Source organism: Pseudomonas sp. IT-P253 (assembly GCF_949768125.1).
GTDB lineage: Bacteria > Pseudomonadota > Gammaproteobacteria > Pseudomonadales > Pseudomonadaceae > Aquipseudomonas.
Genome location: NZ_CATKPT010000009.1, coordinates 25,731 through 48,600 on the forward strand (window position 1 = coordinate 25,731; position 22,870 = coordinate 48,600).

At 60.7% G+C, this 22,870-nt stretch carries 24 protein-coding genes; 5 read left to right on the forward strand and 19 right to left on the reverse strand.

Translation table 11 applies throughout. The features are described 5' to 3' along the window. Positions 1–26 precede the first annotated feature (26 nt). Positions 27–659, forward strand: coding sequence for a glutamine cyclotransferase (locus tag ACM6IR_RS04850; RefSeq protein WP_414906633.1), 633 nt, complete (start codon positions 27–29; stop codon positions 657–659). Between the two features lie 69 nt (positions 660–728). Here ACM6IR_RS04850 and ACM6IR_RS04855 read toward each other — a convergent pair whose 3' ends face one another. From ACM6IR_RS04855 to ACM6IR_RS04865, 3 genes are all read right to left on the reverse strand, one after another. Next, the gene (locus tag ACM6IR_RS04855; protein ID WP_414906634.1) at positions 729–998 is read right to left on the reverse strand and encodes a type II toxin-antitoxin system RelE/ParE family toxin; all 270 of its coding nucleotides are present in this window, start codon (positions 996–998) and stop codon (positions 729–731) included. Then, on the reverse strand, positions 988–1,179 hold the full coding sequence (locus ACM6IR_RS04860; protein WP_414906635.1) for an antitoxin: 192 nt from the start codon (positions 1,177–1,179) through the stop codon (positions 988–990). Before ACM6IR_RS04860 ends, ACM6IR_RS04855 begins: the two co-directional genes overlap by 11 nt. A gap of 290 nt (positions 1,180–1,469) precedes the next feature. Continuing rightward, positions 1,470–2,330, reverse strand: a complete 861-nt coding sequence (locus tag ACM6IR_RS04865; RefSeq protein WP_414906636.1) for a CAP domain-containing protein — start codon at positions 2,328–2,330, stop codon at positions 1,470–1,472. A 393-nt stretch (positions 2,331–2,723) separates the two neighbouring features. Here ACM6IR_RS04865 and ACM6IR_RS04870 point away from each other — a divergent pair, with 393 nt between their 5' ends. Both ACM6IR_RS04870 and ACM6IR_RS04875 read left to right on the forward strand, forming a co-directional pair. Then, a complete protein-coding gene (locus ACM6IR_RS04870; protein WP_414906637.1) occupies positions 2,724–3,095 on the forward strand; it encodes a hypothetical protein in 372 nt (123 codons plus the stop codon). A 182-nt stretch (positions 3,096–3,277) separates the two neighbouring features. Then, entirely contained in the window at positions 3,278–3,676 is a 399-nt protein-coding gene (locus tag ACM6IR_RS04875; RefSeq protein ID WP_414906638.1) for a DUF5329 domain-containing protein, read from the forward strand. A gap of 61 nt (positions 3,677–3,737) precedes the next feature. Here ACM6IR_RS04875 and ACM6IR_RS04880 read toward each other — a convergent pair whose 3' ends face one another. Next, a complete protein-coding gene (locus ACM6IR_RS04880) occupies positions 3,738–4,523 on the reverse strand; it encodes an alpha/beta hydrolase (RefSeq protein ID WP_414906639.1) in 786 nt (261 codons plus the stop codon). A 100-nt stretch (positions 4,524–4,623) separates the two neighbouring features. Here ACM6IR_RS04880 and ACM6IR_RS04885 point away from each other — a divergent pair, with 100 nt between their 5' ends. Further along, the gene (locus ACM6IR_RS04885) at positions 4,624–5,442 is read left to right on the forward strand and encodes an aldo/keto reductase (protein ID WP_414906640.1); all 819 of its coding nucleotides are present in this window, start codon (positions 4,624–4,626) and stop codon (positions 5,440–5,442) included. Positions 5,443–5,563: 121 nt separating this feature from the next. Beyond that, positions 5,564–6,571 carry an Ldh family oxidoreductase gene (locus ACM6IR_RS04890; RefSeq protein WP_414906641.1) on the forward strand — a complete coding sequence of 336 codons (1,008 nt, stop codon included), beginning with the start codon at positions 5,564–5,566 and terminating at the stop codon, positions 6,569–6,571. Between the two features lie 145 nt (positions 6,572–6,716). On the opposite strand, the gene ACM6IR_RS04895 is transcribed toward ACM6IR_RS04890, so the two are convergent. The 15 genes from ACM6IR_RS04895 to ACM6IR_RS04965 all read right to left on the reverse strand — a co-directional run bounded on the left by ACM6IR_RS04895 (position 6,717) and on the right by ACM6IR_RS04965 (position 22,121). Beyond that, entirely contained in the window at positions 6,717–8,297 is a 1,581-nt protein-coding gene (locus tag ACM6IR_RS04895; RefSeq protein ID WP_414906642.1) for an aldehyde dehydrogenase (NADP(+)), read from the reverse strand. Between the two features lie 156 nt (positions 8,298–8,453). Beyond that, a complete protein-coding gene (gene abaF, locus ACM6IR_RS04900) occupies positions 8,454–9,851 on the reverse strand; it encodes a fosfomycin efflux MFS transporter AbaF (protein WP_414906643.1) in 1,398 nt (465 codons plus the stop codon). A gap of 71 nt (positions 9,852–9,922) precedes the next feature. Continuing rightward, entirely contained in the window at positions 9,923–10,840 is a 918-nt protein-coding gene (locus ACM6IR_RS04905) for a dihydrodipicolinate synthase family protein (RefSeq protein WP_201112293.1), read from the reverse strand. Positions 10,841–10,964: 124 nt separating this feature from the next. Further along, positions 10,965–11,993 (reverse strand): trans-3-hydroxy-L-proline dehydratase, encoded by a 1,029-nt coding sequence (locus ACM6IR_RS04910; RefSeq protein WP_414906644.1) that lies wholly within the window; start codon positions 11,991–11,993, stop codon positions 10,965–10,967. A gap of 118 nt (positions 11,994–12,111) precedes the next feature. Next, complete coding sequence (locus ACM6IR_RS04915; protein ID WP_414906645.1) at positions 12,112–12,834, reverse strand: amino acid ABC transporter ATP-binding protein; 723 nt, start codon at positions 12,832–12,834, stop codon at positions 12,112–12,114. Further along, positions 12,827–13,477: an amino acid ABC transporter permease gene (locus tag ACM6IR_RS04920; RefSeq protein ID WP_414906646.1), complete on the reverse strand. Its 651-nt coding sequence runs from the start codon at positions 13,475–13,477 to the stop codon at positions 12,827–12,829. Before ACM6IR_RS04920 ends, ACM6IR_RS04915 begins: the two co-directional genes overlap by 8 nt. Positions 13,478–13,487: 10 nt before the next feature. Beyond that, positions 13,488–14,153 (reverse strand): amino acid ABC transporter permease, encoded by a 666-nt coding sequence (locus ACM6IR_RS04925; protein WP_414906647.1) that lies wholly within the window; start codon positions 14,151–14,153, stop codon positions 13,488–13,490. Further along, positions 14,146–15,924 carry an aconitase X gene (locus tag ACM6IR_RS04930; protein ID WP_414906648.1) on the reverse strand — a complete coding sequence of 593 codons (1,779 nt, stop codon included), beginning with the start codon at positions 15,922–15,924 and terminating at the stop codon, positions 14,146–14,148. The genes ACM6IR_RS04925 and ACM6IR_RS04930 overlap by 8 nt, the downstream gene beginning before the upstream one ends. Positions 15,925–15,934: 10 nt before the next feature. Beyond that, positions 15,935–16,753, reverse strand: a complete 819-nt coding sequence (locus ACM6IR_RS04935; RefSeq protein ID WP_414906649.1) for a transporter substrate-binding domain-containing protein — start codon at positions 16,751–16,753, stop codon at positions 15,935–15,937. A 231-nt stretch (positions 16,754–16,984) separates the two neighbouring features. Then, complete coding sequence (locus tag ACM6IR_RS04940) at positions 16,985–17,734, reverse strand: helix-turn-helix domain-containing protein (protein ID WP_414906714.1); 750 nt, start codon at positions 17,732–17,734, stop codon at positions 16,985–16,987. 74 nt (positions 17,735–17,808) lie between these two features. After that, entirely contained in the window at positions 17,809–19,065 is a 1,257-nt protein-coding gene (locus tag ACM6IR_RS04945) for an FAD-dependent oxidoreductase (protein ID WP_414906650.1), read from the reverse strand. Next, entirely contained in the window at positions 19,062–19,298 is a 237-nt protein-coding gene (locus tag ACM6IR_RS04950) for a (2Fe-2S)-binding protein (RefSeq protein ID WP_414906651.1), read from the reverse strand. Before ACM6IR_RS04950 ends, ACM6IR_RS04945 begins: the two co-directional genes overlap by 4 nt. Continuing rightward, positions 19,291–20,406: an NAD(P)/FAD-dependent oxidoreductase gene (locus tag ACM6IR_RS04955; RefSeq protein WP_414906652.1), complete on the reverse strand. Its 1,116-nt coding sequence runs from the start codon at positions 20,404–20,406 to the stop codon at positions 19,291–19,293. The genes ACM6IR_RS04950 and ACM6IR_RS04955 overlap by 8 nt, the downstream gene beginning before the upstream one ends. Further along, positions 20,403–21,335 (reverse strand): 4-hydroxyproline epimerase, encoded by a 933-nt coding sequence (locus tag ACM6IR_RS04960; protein WP_201112311.1) that lies wholly within the window; start codon positions 21,333–21,335, stop codon positions 20,403–20,405. Before ACM6IR_RS04960 ends, ACM6IR_RS04955 begins: the two co-directional genes overlap by 4 nt. Positions 21,336–21,449: 114 nt before the next feature. Then, positions 21,450–22,121 carry a GntR family transcriptional regulator gene (locus tag ACM6IR_RS04965; RefSeq protein ID WP_414906653.1) on the reverse strand — a complete coding sequence of 224 codons (672 nt, stop codon included), beginning with the start codon at positions 22,119–22,121 and terminating at the stop codon, positions 21,450–21,452. Positions 22,122–22,870 lie beyond the last annotated feature (749 nt).

The following is a 22,870-nucleotide window of genomic DNA, read 5'->3' on the forward strand; positions in this document are numbered from 1 at the left end:
CACACATCCTTGACGAGGCAACCCAAATGAAACATTCAACCGCCGACATCCTCCGTGAATATGGCCCCTTTGAAGGCGTTGAAGCCGTGCATGGCGTCACGTGGGACGGCCAGCATGTGTGGTTTGCCACCGGAAACTCACTCAATGCCCTCGACCCGGAGAGCGGCAAGACCCTGCGTGCGATCGATGTCGCCGCCCACGCCGGCACGGCGTTCGATGGTCAGTATCTATTCCAGATCGCCGAGGCTCGCATCCAGAAAATCGATCCGCAGACAGGCCGCGTCCTCAACACCATTCCGGCCCCCGGCGGCGGCAACGACTCGGGACTGACCTGGGCCGAAGGGATGTTGTGGGTGGGCGAGTATCGGGATCGGAAGATTCATCAGATCGATCCCGAGACCGGGGCGATTCTGCGCACCATCGAATCCAATCGCTTTGTCACCGGGGTGACCTGGGTCGAAGGAGCGCTGTGGCATGGCACGTGGGAAGGCGATGAAAGCGAATTGCGACGGGTCGACTCGAAAACCGGTGAGGTGCTGGAAAGCGTGAAACTGCCAGCAGGCGTTGGGGTGTCTGGGCTCGAATCTGACGGCGGCGGCAGGTTTTTCTGTGGTGGGGGTGGGAGCGGTAAGGTGAGGGTGGTTCGTCGACCAGGATGAGACGTTTAGGGTGGAGAAAACGCACAGCGTTATGCGCAATAACGGGTGGTGGCAATCACATTCGGGTGGTCAGGGGTATTCCTGCCGAGCATGCAAAACACTGACTATCTCGATTCGATCTGTCACCCGATAGACCACCAGGTAGTTGGGATGCACAACGATTTCCCGGGTGCCGGGTACACGACCAAATCGATAGAGGTAGGGATGTTCAGGAAGGGCTGGTGTAGCGACTTCTATAGCTTGGTACAGCTCGCTGGCCGCTACAACATGTCGGTCGCCAATATAATCCAGGATTTGCCAGAGTTCGGTCCGCGCTTCGGGCCGCCACTCAACCAGCATTGTGCTTATTGCGCTTGGATTCGATAAGGGCCCGCATATCAGCCATTACCTGATCGTGCGGGGTATTCGGGCGTGGATCATCGAGAGACGCTTGTACCTTTGCACGGAACCAACGGTCATAGCTGGCGGCCTGCTCTTCGGTTTCAAACACTGAAACGATGGGGGAAAGTTCGGCGCTCATAGTGACCTCCGGGATTGATGTTAACCAGTCTAATCGGTATGTAGCTCGCTGTCGCCGCTGTGAGGATGAAGTGCTTCCCTGATCAGGCGGTATCAATCATCCATTCCATATCAGCATGTTTTATCGCCGCTGCAGGTGTTTCTGTTCTAACACCTGCAGCGGCGTATCCAATGGCTATCGAAATCCACCCCGCAAACACCCCCGTTTGATTCAGACCAGAACAGCGAAGCGCCCCAGTAGGAACAGAACTATCAGGTGATGCCTGGCGTGAGGCGACTGCCGGGTATCCTTCAAGGAGCCCCAAACATCATCGTCCAGTAAACACCTTTGTCGCTACGTGCGTCGGCGGCGTAGGCTGCGCCCACTTGGGTAAACATCGGGTTCATCAGGTTGGCGCAATGCCCGGGGCTGGCGAGCCAGCCGGTCATGGCCTTGCTCGGTGAGCCTTGTCCGGCGGCGATGTTCTCGCCGATCTGCCGGCCGCGGAAGCCGGCGGCTTTCGCCCGGTCGTACGTTGTGACACCGTCGGGGTCCTGGTGTGCGAAGTAATTGCCATAGGCCATCGCTTTGCTATGCCCTTGCGCTGCAGCGCCCAAGGCAGCGTTCCATGTCAGCGGCCTTGCGGCAGCGAAGCGCTGGCGACCGCAAAGGCGCGGCTTCGCGCGTGCCGCATTGACCTGCGCCAGCAATGCCTTGCTGACGTTTCGTGTATCGCCTATCTGACTATCGAGCACTGGCTGCGCCAGCACCACCTGCCATTCACTCCGGGAGCGGCTGACGCCGATATCGGCGAATTGGGTGTCGAGCAAAGCCCCGCAATAGTTGTCCTGGAGCTTGTCGAACGCCTCGTCGGCATCTTGTGCCCCCACCACACGGATGCTCCGCACCATCACTGCCTGATAGCCGGACGCCTTCAACCTGTCGCGCAAACCGCCGCCGTAGCCGACCGGCAACGCCAGGTTTGACTTCAGTGCCAGCGGCGATAAGCGTTGCGCGGGACGTCGGTCGCATCCCCTTGGATGCGCGCGGTAATCGTTGATGGCCTCCACCAAATCCCTTTCGGCACTGGCATGGGCGGGGCTGGCAAGACCAGGAAGACAAGTGAGCAGACACAGCGAAGTAATGCGGAAGGCGAGGAAAGTTCGGCGCATGAGGCGGACAGCTCTGATGAGATGACAATGATGAAAGGGCAATAGCGCCTAATGCCGATCAGTTAAGCAATAACGCAATCCATGTAGCAGCTGGCGAAGCCTGCGTTCGGCTGCGAAGCAGTCGTGAAATCAGCCGACGCGGTGTTTCAGGAAGACTTCGCGCTCAGGTTTTACGACTGCTGTGCAGCCGAACGCAGGCTTCGCCAGCTGCTACATGGATTGCGTTATTGCTTAACTGATCGGCATTAGGAATAGCGCCGGCTTAAGACTGGCGTCTCGATACAAGGTTCACGGGAGGCGGGGGCATTTTTTTGCGCGCAGTCGTGCGTCCGACAAAGCGCGCGGGGCGGTATCGTATGATGGCTATTTTCCACCATTCACAAGGACCAACCCATGGAATTAAGCAAGCGCGATCAGGCACATATCGAGCGTTGCCTGGCTGCCACCCTGACCGAGGCGTGTGAAACGGCCAAGGCAGAAATTATCGGGTTTGCCTGGCTGACCCATGAAATCGATTACGCTGCATTTCCGTCCAGTCTGGAGGTCATCTGGGTCTTCGATAGCCAGGCTCAGAAGGATCAGGCGTTAGCCAGTGGGCAAGGAGAACGCATGATCGAACTGACGGCGTTGGCGTTACGTGAGGCGGATGTGTTGGTCAGCCCGGTGGCAGCCTGTGTGCGGTTCGACTCTGAGGAGCAATGTCAGCGTGACAATGCCGGAAACTGGCAGCAACGCCTTGCACGCAAGCGTTCGGCACGGCGTTGAAGAGACGCTGGTCAACCATCAGGGTCCGTATCGGCCATGTACACATCAGCGACGCGAAGGCATCGGGGCCAATGATGTCGCCACTTCGTCGATCAGCACTCTCGCGAGCGGCTAGAGGCGTGTTAGTGCTCTATGGTATTTGTTGGCGGTGGCTTCATTCACTTTCAGGACGAGGATGAATCATGCGGACGTGGATAGGGGGCGCGGCGCGGCCCATCAACCGATGGATGATGGCCGTTGGTATCAGCCTTATCGCAATCGTCACTAATGTGCAGGCTCAAACCCCACCTCAAGCCACTCAAGAGATAAAGGGCTTGCTGGACTTTGTCGAGCACAGTGAGTGTCAGTTTGTGCGTAACGGGAGCGAATACCCAGGTTCCCGGGCCCGGGCGCATCTGGAGCAGAAGCTGAATTATCTCGAAGCCAGGAACCTGGTGAACAGCGCAGAGGACTTCATCGATCATGCTGCCACTAAAAGCAGTATGAGTGGCCGCGCCTATGAGGTGCGATGTCCAGAAGGCGTAGAACCGGCAAGCATCTGGCTGAATAGGGAACTACAGAGGCAACGGCAACTTCATTGATTTTGTCTCAAGTCAAAAAACATTGATCAGCGGTCCATGACTGCGCCCTGGATTCAACCACTCACAACCCTGCGCCCAGCACTTTTAGATACTCGGGACTCTCCGAAATTGAATTGTGTCCCGTCTGCGCAATGACCTTCAGCGAAGCCACACCCTCGGCGAAATGCCCGAGAAGTCGTTCCGTACTTGAGCGCGGTACTACTTCGTCATGCTCAGCCGCGATCAGCAGTGTGGGCACCGCGATGCGCGCGGCGTACTTCCAGGATTCAAATTTGTCCTTGAGCAGCCACTTCACCGGAAAAACCGGGAACTGGCGAGCGGCGAGTTCTTCCACGCTGTTATAGGGCGTAATCAGGATCAGGCGCGATGCCGGGCGTTGGCTGGCGAGGCGAATGGCGACTCCCGAGCCCAGGCTGCGACCGACCACTGCAACATGGGGATGGGTGGCGTGGACCTGATCAAACAAGGCGACGGCATCGCGCTGGATCGCTTCTTCGGAGGGTGAGCCGGTACTGCCACCGTAGCCTCTATAGTGAAGCAAGTAGAGGGCTTGATCCGCAAAGGCTGCGGAAAACGAGGGCAGGCTGCGAGAGACGTCCTCGGCATTGCCACCGAAGTAAATCAACGCATTGGGACCCTCGTGCGGGCGGACGGAGACCTGCACCTGTGCATCGTCGACGGAGAGGGTGAGCAGGCTTGCGGTCTCGATGGCACGGGGTTGCGGGAAGTAGATGAGCGCGCGCTGGAACACCAACAGCGCAGCGCAGAGCAGCAGGTACACAGCGACAATGATTACGACGAGAGTCATCAGGAGGCGCAACATTCGACTAAGTTTAAGGGGCGACATTGACTGTTCTGGACCTGAAGACGGCTATCGCTTGATCGCTTTCAGAGTGTAGTAGATCGATAGCGGGGCCAGCCGCTCCATGAAATCAGGAGGCAAGAACATGCTGACCCGGGCCATTCCATCCAGTGCTGAGCCATTACCTGTCGTCGGGTTGGGCACTTATCGGGGGCTGGATGTCGCGCCGGTGGATCCCACCTACAAAAATCTGCCGGCCGTTCTCAGCGCGTTGTTCGAGAAGGGCGGAACGTTGATCGACAGCTCGCCCATGTACGGTCGTGCTGAACAGACCAGCGGTGAACTGTTGTCGATTCATCAACCGCGCTCGCCGGCCTTTCTGGCCACCAAGGTCTGGACCCGCGGCCGCGAAGAGGGCATCGCGCAGATGGAGCAGTCCTTCAAGTTGCTGCAGACCGACCGCATCGATCTGATGCAGATTCATAACCTGTTGGACTGGAAAACCCATTTGCCCACCTTGCGCCAATGGAAGGAAGAGGGGCGCATCCGCTACATCGGCATCAGCCATTACACGGCGTCGGCGTATGACGAAGTGGAAGCGGTGCTCAGGGCCGAGCCGATGGATTTTTTGCAGATCAACTATGCCCTGGATGATCGTGCGGTGGAGAAACGCATCCTGCCGCTGTGTCGCGAGCGAGGCGTGGCGGTCATCTGCAATCGTCCGTTCGGCGGCGGTGGCTTGATCGAGCGCTTGAAAGGCAAGCCTCTACCGGGATGGGCCGCGCAGGTGCAGGTCAAAACCTGGCCGCAACTGGCGCTCAAGTACTTGCTGGCTCATTCGGCGGTGACCTGCGTCATCCCCGGCACCGGCAACCCGCGCTACATGGCCGAAAATGCCGGGGCCGGTTTTGGTCTGATGCTGACTGGCGCACAGCGCGAGCAGTTAATTGATGTGGTGCGCTAGGGCGTTCCACACATAAGTCCAGTTTCGGGGTGTGCCGAATTCGTCATCGACCTTGCCCAAAGCGATCAAGCCGCAGCGCCTGGATTAGGCCAGTCTGGACGGTCTGTCCAAGGAGTTGATCATGATCCGACTGTCCCTGATCGAGGCCCGTACGCTGGCCGAATCGATCCTGCTGCATAACGGCTTCAACCTTGCCCACGCTCGGGCGGTGGCCGCCACGGTGATTGCCGGCGAGCGCGATGGCTGTGCCTCCCATGGTTTGTACCGGATTCTGGGCTGCGTAAACTCGCTGCGGGCCGGCAAGGTGGTGGCCGATGCCGAACCGCAGGTGATCGATCAGGCGCCTTCGATCGTACGTGTTGATGCGGCGGGTGGTTTTTCGCAATTGGCCTTTCAGGCGGGGCTGCCGCTGCTGGCGGAGAAAACCCGGGCAAACGGTATCGCGGCGTTGGCGATCAATCGCTGCGTGCATTTCTCTGCGCTGTGGGTGGAGATCGAGCAATTGACCGCTGCGGGGCTGGTGGCGCTGGCCTGTAATCCCAGCCACGCCTGGGTCGCGCCGGCGGGAGGGAGCCAGCCCGTGTTCGGTACCAATCCCATCGCATTTGGCTGGCCGCGTTCGGGTAAGGATCCGTTTGTGTTCGATTTAGCCACCAGTGCGATTGCCCGTGGCGATATCGAATTGCATCGGCGTGCCGGCAAACCGATCCCCGAAGGGTGGGGAGTGGACGCCGAGGGGCAACCGAGTACCGACGCTAACGTGGTGCTCGATGCCGGCGCGATGCTGACGTTCGGCGGGCACAAGGGGTCGGCGCTGGCCGCCATGGTGGAGTTGATTGCCGGTCCGTTGATCGGTGACTTGACCAGCGCCGAGTCGCTGGCCTACGACGCGGGCAGCAAGTCGTCGCCGTACCATGGCGAGCTGATCATCGCCCTCGATCCGCGGCGCTTTCTCGGTGAGGCCACCGAGCAGCACCTGGCCCGTGCCGAAGGGTTGTTCGAAAACATTCAAGGGCAGGGCGCCCGCTTGCCGTCGCAACGCCGTTATGAAGCGCGGGCGCGCAGTCTGGTGGATGGGGTGCAGATCCCCGAGGCCTTGTACAACGACTTGAAAGCACTGCTGGATTGACTGAAACCGGGGGAAACCTGTGGGAGCGAGCCTGCTCGCGATGAACTCAAGAGCAACGCGTTAATCCAGACAACACGCGTTATCGTTAACGTACATCGCGAGCAAGCTCGCTCCTGCACAGTACAGTTCGGCGTTGGCCTGCGTTTTACAGCGGTTCGCGGTGGCTGTGGCCGTCGACCAGGCGATTGATGCCTAACGGGTTGGCGTCTTTAAGCGCTTCAGGCAGTAGCGCATCCGGGCAGTTCTGGTAGCACACCGGGCGCAGGAAGCGGTCGATGGCGAGGCTGCCGACCGAAGTGCCACGGGCATCGGATGTGGCCGGGTAAGGCCCGCCATGCACCATCGCATCACAGACTTCGACGCCGGTCGGGTAGCCGTTGAACAGCACCCGGCCGACCTTTTGTTCCAGCAGCGGCAGCAGTTCGCCATGGGTTCTCAGGTCGCCTGCTTCGGCGATCAATGTGGCGGTGAGTTGACCGTGCAAACTCTGTAGTGCACGTTGCAACTCGACTTTGTCGGCGACTTCGACAACGATAGTGGTCGGGCCGAACACTTCTTCCTGTAGCAGCGGATCACCGTTGAGCAGCAGGCTGACGTCGGCCTTGAACAGGTGCGGCTGGGCTTGATTACCTTGTTGAGACTTACCGGCCAAATGATCGATACCTGGATGACTCATCAAGGCTTGCACGCCGTTGCTGTAGCTGCGGAACGTGCCGGCATTGAGCATGGTTTGTGCCGGTTGTTCGTTTATCAACGTACTGAGCAGCGCAGTGAAAGCACTGAACCGTGGCGAGCTGATGCCGATCACCAGGCCTGGGTTGGTGCAGAATTGGCCGCATCCCTGCACCACCGAAGCCACCAGTTCACTGGCAATTTTCTCGCCCCGAAATTGCAGCGCTTCGGGTAACACCACCACCGGATTGATGCTGCTCATTTCGGCAAACACCGGGATCGGCTGTTTCCGAGCGGCGGCCATGTCGCAGAGGGCTCGTCCGCCTTTCAGCGAGCCGGTGAAACCGACGGCCTGAATGGCTGGGTGCTTGACCAGCGCTTCACCGACACCCGCGCCGTAGATCATGTTGAATACGCCCTTGGGCATGCCGGTTTGCTCGGCAGCGCGAATGATTGCATCGGCCACACGCTCGGCGGTCGCCATATGTCCGCTGTGAGCTTTGAACACCACGGGGCAGCCAGCCGCGAGGGCGGCAGCGGTGTCACCACCGGCGGTGGAGAATGCCAGCGGAAAATTGCTCGCCCCGAACACCGCGACCGGTCCGAGGCCGATCCGGTATTGACGCAGATCGACCCGCGGCAACGGCTGACGCTCGGGTAATGCACGATCGATACGCGCGCCATAGAAATCGCCACGGCGCAGGACCTGAGCGAACAGACGCATCTGGCCGCTGGTGCGCCCGCGCTCGCCCTGAATGCGCCCGGCCGGTAGCGCCGTCTCACGGGTTACCAGCGCCACGAAGTCATCGTCCAGAGCATCCAGCTGCGCAGCAATCGCCTCCAGAAATTCCGCGCGCCGACTCGCCGACAGGTTGCGAAAGACCGGGTAGGCGGTGGCGGCGGCTTGGGCGGCAGCGTCGACTTCCTCAACTGTGGCTTGTGCAAACGAGTAGGGCAGGGCTTCGCCGGTACTGGCGTCGTGGCTTTGCAAACGGATATCGCCATCGGCGCTGCGTGCACCGCCGATGTAGTTGTGGCCGATGATCTCGGGCATGAAAAACTCCTGTCGGGATAGTCATTTAAGGGGAGCGCAAAAACTGTAGGAGCGAGCTTGCTCGCGATGAACTCCTGAACGACGCGTTTATTCAGAAATGACGCGTTACCGTTAACGTCCATCGCGAGCGAGCTCGCTCCTACCAAGGGGCGGGGTTCAGGCCAACGAATCGCCCCGGCGTGTGGCGGCCGGTTGGGCGTTATCCAGTGCAGCGATGCGTGCGGCGGATTCGCTGTCCACCAGATGCAGCGACTTGCCACGGGTTTCACGGGTCAGGCCAACGGCGACGATCGATATCAGCGCAGCACCGACCAGGTAGAACGCGATCGGCGTCGAGCTGTGGTACTTGTTGAGCAAGGTGAGGGCAATCAGCGGTGCCAGCGAACCGGCGAAGATCGGCGCCACCTGATAACAAAGAGACAGTGCGGTGTAGCGCACATGGGTCGGGAACATCTCGGCCATCAGTGCCGAGTAAGGGGCGTAGGTCATCGACTCGATGGCCAGGCCCAGAGTGATGGCGGCGATGATGAGCCAGTTGTTGCCGGTGTCCATCATCGGGAAGCCGATGAAGCCCCAAAAAGCAGTCAGCACCGCGCCGGTCAGGTACACCGGTTTGCGCCCGATCAGGTCGGACAGATAACCCATCAACGGGATCAGGAAAAAGTGCAGCAGGTGCGCGCCGAACATCAGCAAAAGAATCTGCGACGTGTCCTTGTGCACCACCAGTTTCAGGTAAGTTATCGAGAAGGTCACCACGGTGTAGTAGAGGATGTTCTCGGCAAACCGCGCACCGATACCGACCAGTACGGCACGCCAGTGATGCCGCAACACTTCGACCACGCCCAATTGCTGTTGCTTGTTCTGTGCCTGACGCGCTTGAGCTTCCTTGAAAATCGGCGCGTCATCGACGCTGGTGCGAATCCAGTAGCCGATCAGCACCACCACTGCTGAGAACCAGAACGCGACGCGCCAGCCCCAGGCCAGGAATTGCTCCTCCGACAGGTTCGACGACAGCAGCAGTAGGGCGACGGTGGCCACCAGGTTGCCGGCCGGGACACCGGCTTGCGGCCAACTGGCCCAGAATCCCCGGCGATTGTCAGGGCAATGTTCGGACACCAGCAGAATCGCGCCGCCCCATTCACCCCCGAAGGCGAAACCCTGGATCAGCCGCAGCAGCACCAGCAACACCGGCGCGGCGTAGCCAATCTGGTCGAAGCCGGGCAGGCAGCCCATCAGGAACGTGGTGATGCCGACCACCACCAGACTCAGTTGCAGCAGACGCTTGCGACCGAATTTGTCACCGTAGTGACCGAACACCAAACCACCTAGCGGACGGGCCAGAAAGCCCACGGCATACAAGGCGAAAGCCGCCAGAATGCCGTCGACCGGGCTGTCGGTCTGGCGAAAAAACAGTTGGCCGAAGACCAATGCGGAAGCGGTGCCGTAGAGAAAGAATTCGTACCATTCGGCGACAGTGCCGGCCATGGCGGCGGCCACGACGCGCTTGAGTCCCGAGGGTATGGTTGCGCTGGACGTACTTTGGGAATTGGACATGCTGACGATCCTTGTGGGGGCGCAAAGACAGGCAGCCGGGTCGGGTCCGCAAAGACCCGCCCGGCAATCACTCAGAGACCGACGTCCGGCAACTCCGGACGGTTGGCCAGGGCCTTGGCCATGATCTGCTCGACGAACACGCGATCAGCTTCCGGCAGCGCCAGGCGCGGCGGACGGGTCAACGCGCTGCCACGGCCGGCGATGGCTTCGCACAGCTTGATGCACTGGACCAGGTCGGCACGGGCGTCGAGGTGCAGGATCGGCATCAGCCATTCGTAGATCGGCATGGCTTCGGCGAAGCGACCGGCCTTGGCCAGGCGGAAGATGGTTTCGCCTTCTTTCGGGAACACGTTCGACATGCCCGAGACCCAGCCTTCGGCGCCCACGGCAATGCTTTCCAGCACCACGTCGTCGAGACCGGCGAATAGCACGAAGCGATCACCGACTTCATTGCGTATGTCGATGAAGCGGCGGGTGTCGCCGGAGGAGTCCTTGAAGCACACCACGTTGTCGCAGTCGGCCAGGGAAATCAGGATGTCCGGGGTCACGTCGTTTTTGTAGATCGGCGGGTTGTTGTAGACCATCAGCGGTACGTCGGCATTTTTTGCCACGTAGCGGTAGTGCTCGGCGGTCTCGAACGGCTTGGAGCCGTAGACCAACGCCGGCATCAACATGATGCCATCCACGCCCACCCGGCGCACCGCGTTGGCGACCTTGGCCGCTGCCACGCTGGTGAACTCAGCTACGCCGCAGATGACGGGCACACGACCACGGGAGGCGTCGACCGCGACTTCGGTCACGGCGATTTTTTCTTCGGCGGTCAGCGAGGTGTTTTCCCCCACCGAACCGCAGACCACCAGGCCCGACACACCGTCACGGATCACGTTGGAAATGACCTGGTGGGTTTTTTCCAGGTTGATGGAGAAGTCATCGTTGAATTGAGTGGTCACCGCTGGGAAGACACCACTCCAGTTAATGCGCTTGCTCATTGTTGCCTCCGGTTCGTTAAAATGTATTTCGTATACGATATTGTAAGTGCGTATGTTCGGCCAGTGCTTTTTCAGATTTGCAGTGATTTTTACTAACCGTTTGTCAGTGTTTCGACGGTAGGTATCAGGCGCCAGGCCAGGTGTCTGACAGGCGATAGCCTTGTGGCCACGGATCGCTTGGGTCAAGCAGCAATTGGTGAGTCCCGGTGATCCAGGCTCGGCCGGAAATGCAGGGATAGATGGCAGGGCGCCCAGCCACTTCCGTCAGCGAATCAATGCGGCAATGAAACTCGGAACCGATGATCGAACGGCCAATAAAGCGATCCCCCACCTGCATCATTCCCTTGGCCTGCATCACCGCCATGCGTGCCGAGCAACCGGTGCCCGTCGGCGAGCGATCGATTTTGCCGGGTTGAATCACCACCGCGTTGGCGCCGGTGGCGATGCCATTCTCATAAACGATGGGCGCGGCGATCTGGCAGAAGGAGATATGCGACCACTCGGGGTTCAGCGGATGCACGAAACCCAATTGTTCGTTGGCCGCCCGGGTGATTTTCAGTCCGACCTCGACCAGCTCGGCCGCCTCGTCTGGACCGATGGAAAAGCCCAGGCGCTGGGCATCGACGATCACAAAACTGTCGCCGCCATAAGCGGTGTCGACCTGCAATGAACCGAGGCCTTCGACTTCGATCCAAGCGTCGAGGCGGTCAGCGAAGGAGGGCACGTTCTTGATTTCGACCCGTTCGACCTTGCCATCCCGGCAATCGGCCACGGCCTCGATCAGCCCACCCGGTGCCTCAAGCACCAGCCGGGTTTGCGGTTCGGTCATCGGCAGGATGCCGCTGTCGAGCAATACCGTGGCTACGCACAGCGAGTTGGAACCGGACATCGGCGGGGTGTCTGCCGGTTCCATGATGATCCAGGCCATTTGCGCCCGCGGGTCCTTGGCCGGCACCAGCAGATTGACGTGGCGGAACACGCCGCCGCGAGGTTCGTTGAGGACGAAGTTGCGTAAGGTCTGGTCCTTGGCGATCCACCGCGATTGTTCCCACACGGTGGCGCCGGGCGGCGGGGCGACGCCGCCGACAATCACATCGCCGACTTCGCCTTCGGCGTGGCAGCTGACTACATGAATCACTTTCGATGAGCGCATAAATTAATCCTTGTTTTGTCTGTTAGGGCCCCTTCGCGAGCAGGCTCGCTCCCACATGGGATTTGTGAGCGCCACCGATCCACTGTGGGAGCGAGCCTGCTCGCGAAGGGGTCACCCGTTACTTCACTGATTTCAAAAACGCCGCCGTTTCCGCATGCACCGGATTGCCAATCACCTGATCCGGCGTGCCGATTTCGTGCACCAGGCCATTACGAAAGAACGCCACGCGGTCCGACACATCGCGAGCGAAGCGGATCTCGTGGGTCACCAGCACCATGGTCATGCCGTCTTCGGCGAGCATGCGCATGGTGTCCAGCACCTCACCGACCAGTTGTGGGTCGAGGGCCGAGGTGGCTTCGTCAAACAGCATGTAGTCCGGGGACATGGCCAAGGCGCGGGCGATGGCCATGCGCTGCTGCTGACCACCGGACAACTTGCCCGGAAAAGCCTTGAGCTTGTCACCCAGGCCAACGTGGGTCAGTTGCCGCACCGCCAGCTCCTCGGCTTCGGCCTTGCTCTTGCCCAGTACTTTGCGCGGCGCCAGCATCACGTTTTCCATCACGGTCAGGTGCGGGAAGGCGTTCCATTGCTGGAACACGATGCCGATCTTCTGCCGCAGGCGGTTGAGGTCAGTGCCGCCGTGGTGAACCTCGACGCCATCGACGCGGATGTTGCCTTTCTGGATCGGCTCCAGGCCGTTGATGCACATCAGCAGGGTCGACTTGCCCGAACCGGAGCCGCCGATGATCGACACCACCTCGCCCTTGCTCACCGTCAGGTTCACACCCTTGACCACTTCGAGGTCGCCGAAGGATTTGTGTACGTTGTCGATCTCAATCATTTTCTTGCCACCTTCTTTCCAGACGAGCGCCGAGGCGGGCAACCACCAGGCTCATGACGTAGTAGATAAGGCCCGCGATGCACAACACCAGCAACGGCTCCTGGATGCGGGTCACGATGGTTTGCGAGGCGCGCAGCAGTTCGACGATGCCGATCCACATCACCAGCGCGGTGTCTTTCATCACGCTGAGCACCAGGTTCAGCCAGCCGGGGAACGCCACTCGCGTGGCTATCGGCAAGACGATCCAGCGCAGGTCCTGCAAAAAGCTCAGGCCCAGCGAACGACTGGCCCGGCGCACCGTGAACGGCACCGCCAGCACGCCGCCACGCACGATCTCGGTGAAGTACGCGGCGGCGTAGACCCCGAGCACGATGCAGCCGACGCTGAAGGCACTGATGTTCAAACCGACGATGCTTTTGAGCGAGTTGAACAGCACGAACTGGATCAGCAACGGCACACTGCGAAACACGTCCAGCACCCAGGCCAATGGCAGACTGGCCCGTGGCAACAGTGCCCGCAACACGCCGAACAACAGCCCGGCGAGAGAGCCGAGGATGATCGACCAGAACGTCAGTTGCAGAGTGACCCAGGCGCCATTGAGCAGGAATTGCAGGTCATTCCAGGAAAAACTGGTAGCAAACATACTCACCTCCTCAGTAACGGAACAGCCGCCAGGCCATCAGCCGGGCCGTCGCGACGATCGCCTTGGCAATCAGGTAATACAGCACCGCGGCGATGGCGAAATATTCGAAGGTGCGGAACGTTTTGACGTTGAAGTCCTGAGTCACTCCAGTGAGGTCATTGTTCAGCCCGACGATCACGCCCAGCGATGTCATCAATACCGCCCAGACCATTTGATTGCTCAACGGGTAGAACACGATCCGCAATAACTGCGGGACGATGATCATCCGGTAGGCCTGGAAGGCACTCATGCCCAGCGAACGCGCGGCGCGCACTTGCGTGTCGGGCACCGCCTTGAGGCCGCCGCGGAAGTTTTCCGCGAGATAACCGGCGTTGTTGAACGTGATCCCCGCCAATAGCGCGAACCATGAGCTGACGTGCAATTCCAGCGAACCGAGCCCGAAGTAGAGGACGTAGATCTGAAACAGCGAAGGGGTGTTGCGGGCGATCGACACCCAGCCGTTGCCGATGCCACGCAGCACCGGGTTTTTGGCTTCGCGCATCACGGTCAGTGCCAAGGCAATCAGCACGCCAAAGATCATCGACAACGCGGCGGTCTCGAACGTGACCAGGGCGCCGGCGAGCATATCGGGCAAGGCACGCAGGGCCGAGCGCCATTGGAAGGTGTAATCAAACATGCACGGGGTTCTCCAGGAGGGCGGCCGGTTGCAACCAGGCTGGCAGACGACCGCTGGCCGTGGCGCTGCAAGCGGCGTCGACGCATTCGGCGAGGTTGGCGAAGTGCACCTTTCGGCCCACCAGGCCAGGTGCGTAATGGGCGTATTTGCCCGAATTGGTCATCAGGTTTTTTGCGGCCAGCGGGATCACCGGTTCGCCGAGCATGCACCAGCAGGTGTCGGTGACCAGGGTCGCGCCGAATGCTTCGATCACGGCGATATGCCCGGCTTCGCGTGCCTGTTCCAGCACCGCGCGGCCGCAGGTGATGGCGAGAACCACGTCCGGGTGCTTGTGCCGACCGTGGCATAGCCGCGCCAGTTGGGCGAATTCGCTGAGGGAGAAATGCGGGTTGCCCAGCGAGACCACGTCTACCCGGTTGTCGCGGGCACTATTAAGTTCATGCCAGCTGAGCAGCAGGTCCTGCAGGCGGATTTTTTCCACCGGCAAGGTTTCATCCGGCTGCACAACCTGTGTCGGGTCGAGTGCTTCCGGCGTGACCCCGGCGATATGGAACAACGGTGCGGCGGAGGTGGTGGCGAACGCCGCGCCGAAGGCTTTCAGGTCGTCGAGGTTTGGCTTGCGCCGTTCCAGCCCTGACACCAGCGGGATCCGACTGCCTGCCAGAGCGCCGATGTGATAGCCGAGCAGCGGGTAGAACGAGTCATCCAGTTCGCCCAATGCGGGTAACTCGACGTGCAGACGAGCCTTGCGCTGGGCATCCAGGTGGCAACCGATCAGGGGCGCACGGCCGGTCAGGGCGATGCAGATATCCAGGTAGTCCGGGTATTTCAGGGTCCGTGCGCCAAGCACACTGTTGGCGTAGACCACGGCGTTGGATTCGGCCCAGACGATTTGCTCACCCGCCGTTGGCGCGCTGTCCAGCAGGTAGGGCGCGCAGGTAAAACTGAGCTGTGCGCCCATCGCCATGTAAGCATCGCCCAAGGCGCTGGCCGGTACACCCAATGCCGGGTCGATGCCCAATTCACGCCAGCGACGCTGATCGACGGAAATGGAATTGAGCGTGGTCGGCACCCGTACTTTTGCGCCCCACTGCACTAGCTGTTCGGCAAATCTCAGGCTCGCCGGGCCGGTATAGATGCAGCCATCAATGTGCGCCTGAGTGATATCCACCAAGCACCGGGCACCTTGTATCTCGGCCATGCGCAGGACGATTTGCATGGCGATCTGCGTGGCCTTGCCATGCTGGCCGTCAAGCAGCGTCAGGTCGTGCTCGGTGAGCTCGATCGAGGCGCTCGTTTCCGCTGTTCTCGATGGGGTATCGAGTGCCTGCCAGGTCTTGCCGGGCAGGTGATCGAACACGGTCACCGATGAAGCTTCGACCCGAGCGAAGGCCTTGCCGCGCAACGCGGCAAAGGCTTCCCGGCCGATGCACAGCACCGGCAGGGAACGCTCGAAAAAGGTCTGTGCCACGAGCACGCCCAGGGTCAGGATCTCATCGGGCTCGGCCAGCACCAGTGCAGCCGGTGCGTGACCGTTGCTGATCAACTCCATCAGCACACTGCTGCCGGTACACGAGCCGCGGCCACTGGGAATGGCCAGCACACGGCCGGCCAGGTGTTCGCCGCTGAGGGGGTGGTGACGGTCGATGACCTCACCGCTAAATGGGTCAACGCCGCCCCAGAAACTCAGCCCGACATCGGCGAACAACAGGGCGCCCTGGGCGGCCCCCGCGACCAGACTGCGACCGGTCAGAGAAGTGAACCTAGGCATTCCAGACACCTTAGTAGTAGACCTTAGGCACGGTCAGGTCGGAGGGTGGAATCTCGGTGCCGACCCATTTGGCGAACAACTCGTTGTAACGACCGCTACGCACCTGCTGATTGACGAACAGATTGAGGTAGTTAAGCAGGCCATATTCGTTGCGCTTGGCGCCGAGGGAGACGTAGTCGATGGTGTACGGCGCGTTACCGGCGATTTTCAGGTTCTTGTACTTGCCTGATTTGATCGTGGCCGCCGCCACGGTATTGGTAACGACGGTGGCGTCGATGTGACCCTGGGCAACCGCCAGCAGCGTGTCGTTTTGCGATTGATAGGCACGAAAGGAACCGCTGCCCCAGTTCTTCACGTCTTTTTCCAGGGCGATGGCTTCATAGGTGCCGCTGGTGTTACCCAATGCTTTGCCTTTGATATCGGCATAGCTGTTGATGCCCGTGTTGTCGCGGGTCAGTACCACCATTTGGAAGGCAAAGTACGGCACGGTAAGGCCGACAGTCTTGGCCCGTTCGAGAGTGTCGGAGGTGGACGCGACAATCACGTCGGCACGCCCGGAGACCAACGCCGGAATGCGGTCAGGGAAGGGCGTTTCAACCACTTCGGCCTCGACCCCGAGGATTTTCGCCAGGTCATGGCAGTAGTCCACATCGAACCCGGCAGGGTTGTTGCCTTCATCGCGGAAACCCATGGGCGGGAAGTCCAGGGTCACGGCGCAACGCAGTTTGCCCGAACCAATAATGTCGTCGAGCTTGTCGGCCTGGGCGGTGGCGATAAAGGAGGTACTGAGAACAGCGCTGAGGGCTACGGCAAATGCGGGGTTTTTCATAGAGGCCTCGTTATGGTTGTTGTTCTGTCAGATATCGTATTGGGGATTTCGTATACGATATTAACAATAGCAATGGACGTGCCTGTTTGCCTCTCGCGCAAAGAATTAATTGTCAGCCCTTGAGTCAGAGGGGTTGAGCGAAGAGTGGCCAAACACAGCACCGGGGTGCGGATCAGGGAGGTGTTACAGAAGGGAGCACCACCGGACTTTGGCGCCCCTTAAAGGAACACTCTAACGGCGGTTGTCACGAAACTGGCTCGGCGCCAGGCTGGTCAAGGCGCGGAACTGTCGGCTGAAAGCACTGTGGTCGGTGTAACCACAGCGCAGAGCGATTTCGGTGATGGGCAGGTCAGTGTGCAACAACAGCCGCGAACCTTCTTCCAGGCGGGCCTTGTGAATCATCTGCCGTGGAGTGAGCTGGAACACGCGTTTGCAGTGGCGCTCCAGTTGCGCCACTGAATACCCGGCGATCGCAGTCAGCTCGGCAAGGCTGATGGGGCGGGCGAAATGGCTGCGGATATACGCGTCCACCGCCGCCAGTTTGTGGAACGCCGGATGGCTGGACTGAGGCAGTTGCAGGTCGCGGGAGATACCGGCCAGGCCGACGATTCGGCCCTGTTCATCGTGCAGCGCGAGCTTGTGGGTCAGGCACCACACCGGCTGGTTTCCGAAATACAGGTGCAGTTCGAGTTGGTCGGCCAATTCACGGCCGGTGGACAGCACGCGCCGGTCCTGCTCGGTATACAACGGGCCGTAGCGCTCAGGAAAGACCATTTCGGCGGTGAGCCCGAGCAACTCGTCACGGTGCTTGAAGCCACAGCGCCGGGCCAGGGTCTGGTTGACGAAGGCATAGCGGGCCTCGGTGTCCTTGATGAAAAACACCACGTCCGACAGGGTGTCGAGCAGCGCCGCGATGGGCTCCAGACTGCTCAGCAGGGTTGGCAGGTCGCAAGGTTTGAAGGTCGTGAGCGAGGCATACATGGCGCTGGGCGTCTGGTGGCAATCCTCGGGATCATAAAGACTCGGCCGCGCTCCCGAAAGCCCCGGCCCGGTATTCAAACCGGCGGGGTGTCGTCCAGACACAACAGTGTCTCGATCCGCGCCGGGCTGAACGGTGGGCGTGGCGCCGAAGGTTGCCAGCCGAACAGGTGCTGCAAGGCACCGCCACACACGCGCCCCTGACAGGCGCCCATGCCGCAACGACTGGCCAGTTTGGCGGCGCGCCAGTCAGTGTGCCCGGTCAGTGCCGCGTAGGGCACGTCTTCGCAACGGCATACCAGGGTGTCGGCCTGCGCCAGTGACTTGAGGTGCGGGTCGAGGGCAAACGCGGCGTTCAGGGCGTTGGCGAAACCCTGCCAGCGCACACGACGCGGCCATAAAGCCCGGGCCGCCTGACGTTCATCGACGGCCGCATGGCCGGCAATCGCGCCTTCGACCAACGCCAGTTCACTGCCACCGAACCCGGTGCATTCACCTGCCGCGTAGTGATCGGTGCGGCTTGTGGTTTGCCAGGCATCCACGGCGAGTGCCTGGCCGTCCAGATGACAGCCCAGGGCCTGGCCAAGTTGCGTGTTGGGGATCAGGCCAAAGCCACAGGCCAGGCGATCACATTCCAGTTCGATGATGTTGCCTTGCTGTTGCAGACGCACACCTTCCAGCCGCTCAGTCCCCAGGGCGGCCAGCACGTGGGTCGCGGTGCGGTAATGGCGGTCGAACAACGTGAACGACTGCAGCAGTTTGTTGGGCCAGCGTGGCAGTTGCGCGGCGAAACCGGCGACAGCGACGGTGCAGGCCTGCTCGGCGATGCGCAGGATGCTCGCGCCATGGTGTTTTGCGGTGGCAGTACTCGCCAGCAGTAACGGCCCACTGCCGGCGATGACCAAACGTTCGCCTTGCACCACAAGACCGCCCTTGATCAGTGCCTGAAGGCCGCCCGCGCCCGTTACGCCAGGCAGCGTCCAGCCGGGAAAGGGCAGCAGCAACTCGCGGGCGCCGGTGCACAGAATCAGTTTGTCGTAAGCGATCAGCCAACCGCGCTCAGCGTCTTCGACCAGCAGTTGTTTTGGCGCGGCGCAGGCGATCACGCGGGTGCCGGCGTGGCGGCGAATGTTGCTGCATGCCTCCAGTCGCTCGCGCATCTGGCGTGCCTGTTTCGGCAGACTGGCCTGAGGCCCGTCGCGCCAGATTTGCCCGCCTGGCAACGGGTTGTCATCGAGCAGGACGATGCGCGCACCGCTTGGCGCTGCAGCGAGCGCGGCGGCCATGCCGGCAGGACCGGCACCGATGATCAGCAGGTCGGCGTATTCGCTCATGGGCGCGTCTCCACCTGCATGCCGTCACGGCACAGCGTCTGGCAGGCCAGGCGCCGTCGACCGTCGATGGTCACCCGGCATTCCTGGCAAATGCCCATGCCGCATAGCGGTGCGCGGCGTTGGCCACTGACCGAGGTTCGACTGCAACCGTCGCCGCCAAGGGCCAGCGCAGCGGCGACACTGGTGCCTTCGACAACGCGCAGGGCACGGCCGTCCAGCATCAATTCAGGCATAGGCAGGTTCTCCGAGAAAACGCTGTGGCAGATAAGGTTGCGCAGCCAACGGCGGCGTTTCATTGAACAGTTGCGCGACCAGCAAATCAGCCGTGCCGGGGGCCGTGGTGACGCCCAGCCCCTCGTGGCCAACCGCCAACCACAGGCCTTTGCGTTGCGGGTGTTGGCCCACCAGTGGCAAGCCGTCGGGGCTGGCGGCACGAAACCCGGTCCAGGCGCGAATGCCATTGAGTTGCGCCAAACCGGGCATGTACTCGGTGGCGCGCCTGAGCATTTTCGCGAGCATCCAGCCTTCAACTTGCGGGTCGGTGGTGCCGAATTGTCGGGAGGCGCCAATGAACAATTGGCCGGTCGGCCGAGGCTGAATATTGCACGCCGTCGAAGGACCGGTGGCGTTGTGGGCACTGGTGACGTAACCGAGCTCCACAAGGGTGTGGGTGATTTTTCCAGGGTAGCGGTCGGTGATCAGTAAATGGCCTTTCTTCGGTTCGATCGGCAGTTCCGGGCATAGATCGTTGGCCTGGATGCCGTTGGCCAGTATCACCGCTTCAGCCCTCAACCACTGGCCGTTATCGAGGCGCACACGGTCGCCATCGACTTCGCTGACCCGCGCCCGGCGCTGACTGATGTTCGGCGTTTCGAGCATCCAGTTGGCGGTCGCGGGGGCATACAGAATGCCGTCGCCATTGATCAACAGGCCACCTTCCAAACCCTCGTTCAACTCGGGCTCGCGCTCGCGCAAGGCACGGCGGGCGATCAGCTCGCAGGTAACGTCTTGGGCTTGAAGGTTCAGGTATTTGCTGTGGGCCACCGCCATTTCTTCGGGATTGGCCGCCAGCCAGAGTGTGCCGTTGCTGCGGTAGGCGCAGCCGTCTGGCAGGTCCGGCGCCAGTTCGCGCCAGCGTTGCAGGGAATATTGACTGAGGGCCAGCTCGGCCGGGTTGTCGTCGAGGACCAGCAGGTGACCCATGCCCGCGGCCGTAGCGCCGGGCAACCCGGCATCCAGCACCAGCACGCGCAAGCCACGCCGTGCCAACGCCTGGGCACAGGCCGCGCCGACAATGCCGGCGCCAATCACGATCACATCGGCCACCAGGCCTTCGCTCACGGGCGAATGCCCCAGGCAAACGGATCGTCCTGTTCGATGATCAGGCTGGCTTCGGCGCTGATGTAGGCGCGCCCACGAATGGTCGGCACGATGCGCTCGCCCTGGAGTTCGTAGGAACCCTCGAACTCGCTGCCAATGACACTGGCCTGGCGCCAGATCTGTCCCGGTTGCAACTTGTCGTCGGCCGCCAGGCACGCCAGTTTGGCACTGGTGCCAGTGCCGCAGGGCGAACGGTCGTAGGCCTTGCCGGGGCAGAGGACGAAGTTGCGGCTGTCGGCCTGTTCGTCATCGGCGAACAGCTCGACATGGTCGATCAGCCCGCCGTCCTCGCCACGAATCCCCTGTATTTCCAGTGCCTGCTGTACGGCAAAGGTATACGCGGTCAAAGCATCGAGGTTGTCGCCGGCCACCCGCAAACCATGTTCGGCGATCAGGAAAAACCAGTTGCCACCCCAGGCAACATCGCCCACGACTTGGCCGATACCTGGCACTTCAAGCACCAGCGCCTTGCGGTAACGATAGGCCGGCACGTTGCGCACGCTCACCGAATGGTCTTCGTGCAGTGTCGCCTGCACCGTGCCCACCGGTGTTTCGATGCTGTGCACGCCGGGGCCGATCTTGCCCAAGTGCGCCAGCGAAGCCACCAGGCCGATGGTGCCGTGACCGCACATGCCGAGGTAGCCACTGTTGTTGAAGAAAATCACCCCGGCACAGGCCGACGGGTCGACCGGCTCACAGAGCAGGGCGCCGACCAGCACGTCGCTGCCCCGTGGTTCAAGCACACAGGCGGCGCGCCATTGGTCATGATGTTCGGCCAGTCGCTGTCGACGTTCGGCCATGCTGCCGCTGCCCAGGTCAGGAAAACCGGCCGTCACCAGACGGGTCGGTTCGCCGCCGGTGTGGGAGTCGATCACGCTGATGCGTTTCATAAGATGGCCACGTCCGTTCAGATGAGTGAACCAAAGAGTGGCCTGTGCCGGGGCTTGCCGGCTTGATGGTTTTATCCAGTGCCGATGACGAAATCGGCACAGTGCGCTGAACTGTCAGTGAGGGTGAGGCAGGTGCTCGAACAGTGTCTTGCAGACCCCGGCAATGTGCTCGTCGAGCAGCTTTACCGCCAGGTCCACATCGCCGGCGCGACAGGCTGCAAGGATTTCCCGGTGTTCATGATCGGCGCGATCCTTGCCGGCCGAGAGGCTCATCTGCATGCGCAGGTAGCGCTCCAGCTTATCGTTGACCGAGCGGATCAGGCCCACCAGAAACGGCCGTTGCGCCGGTTCGTACAGGCAGGCGTGCAGTTCCCAGTTGAGCTCGGCCCAGCGTCCCACGTCATCTTCGCCAATGAACTCCTGGCAGATGCGTTCGGCACGGGCGAAGGTTTCTTCAGTCATGTTGGGAATGGCCAGGCGCAGGGCTTTGTCTTCGAGCAACATGCGCACTTCGAACATCTGCGCCAGTTCCGCATCGGACACCCGCGTCACCATCGCCCCGCGATTGCGCTGGAACATCACCAGGCCTTCGGCCTCCAGGCGCTTGAGCGCCTCGCGCACCGGGATCTTGCTGACGTTGAACTGACGGGCGATGTCGTCCTGCCGAATCGGCTCATCCTCGGCAAAATGCCCGGCGACGATAGCGTCCCGCAGATGACGGGTGATGATTTCCGACGTCGAAGGCGCATTGCCAAGGTCTGGAGCATTGAATTTGGGTAGGGTCACGGCGGCGGTCGTTCGGAATGAGTTAGCGATATGGTATACGAAATTGTCCTGGTGTTCCTTTCACTGCATCCAGACTGGAGACAGACTTGGAAACGTTGGTTGTCGTGCGGCCGCCGTAAAGCTGCCGCTTTGAGCGACAACAACGAAAACGCGGCTTGAGCACCTCCACCAGCGATAATGCGCTACGGATGACGTACTTTATGATCGAGATCTACATGGCTTGGTGCATAAACTTGAGCAGGTTTTGGACAATCGTTACAGTGAACAGTCAACTGCATGCGTCTTGATTTACCGCTATAGATCAGAGCCGTGTTTAGCGCCAGACAGTCTTTAGCCCAGTTCTTAGCGTTGATACAAAGGTCTCCAATGAAGGATCTCTGTCAGCATTTTGCTTATGCCTGCCGATGAAAATCCACTCATCTTCTGCCCAAAAAATTCGAATCGTTTTGGGTGATTTACAGTCGAATACAACTTGGTAGATTCTCGTTTCTCGCTGCTGGACGACGACGCATTGCTCAAGACAAACCAACAGTCGTTGCCCTGGCTCCAGGGGCGGAGCATTCAGCGGGAGGCGCGTCTCAATTTCTGTTTTCCGCATGATGACTGTCGTCCTTAAAATTCAGAAGCCGTACGCGTTGAACCAAAAGCAAGGGAGATCCGCTGTTGCGAGGTACTCATCTGGTGCCTTTGTGCATGACGCCATATGTGTTCTTCAAGGTGGTAATCATTACGGTCAAGTAAGCCATTTC